The following is an 826-nucleotide window of genomic DNA, read 5'->3' on the forward strand; positions in this document are numbered from 1 at the left end:
TAAGGAATCTTGATGCCCGCGTGATGAAATACGCCGGCAGCGGCAAATAGTAATAATAACCAAACAACATCATAGCCTTCAGCTACTGCAGCAGCCATAATCATTGACTTCGATACGAAGCCGCTGAAAAGCGGGAAGGCCGAGATAGACGCAGCACCAACAATACAAAGTATGGTTGTTTTTGGCATGCTCTTGTAAAGGCCGCCAAGCTCTGAGCCATTGATTTTACCTGTCATGTGCAAGACAGCGCCCATTGTCATCATCAACAGACCTTTAAATATAACATCATTAAAGGCATGGGCAACGGCACCGTTCAATGCAATGGCGGTACCTATACCAATCCCCACAATCATAAAACCAATTTGGTTAATAAGGCTGTAGGCAAGTACTCGGCGGAGATCATTTTCGATAACTGCAAAGAAAATTGGAAAGCATGCCATGGTGACACCAATCCATACGAGAATTTCTTCACCGGGGTAGGCCCGAGCAAAAGCATACACCGCGACCTTTGTTGTGAACGAGGCTAAAAATATTGTTCCGCTTGGTGTCGCTTCAGGATACGAATCAGTTAACCAGTTGTGCATAAAAGGGAAGGCACACTTGATTCCGAAGGCGAAAAAGATTAGCCATGCACCAACTTGGGCGATGCCCTCATGCTGCAAGCCGATATGAGTGAATAGTAAGCTATTGTTAACGTGCGCGAAGATCAATAGACCTGCAAGTAACAAAACGCCAGATAATACTTGAATGATCAGATAGCGAATACCAGAAGAATAGGCTCGATCTGTTCGACGAGCCCAAATAAGAAATACGGATGTGAGTGCCA

General features: G+C 45.2%; 1 protein-coding gene. It reads right to left on the reverse strand.

Going from position 1 to position 826, the window contains the following annotated elements; genetic code table 11:
- A partial coding sequence (locus tag A3729_RS04840; RefSeq protein WP_304439688.1) for a proton-conducting transporter membrane subunit occupies window positions 1–826 on the reverse strand: 826 nt, incomplete at both ends.

The organism is Oleiphilus sp. HI0043, from assembly GCF_001634935.1.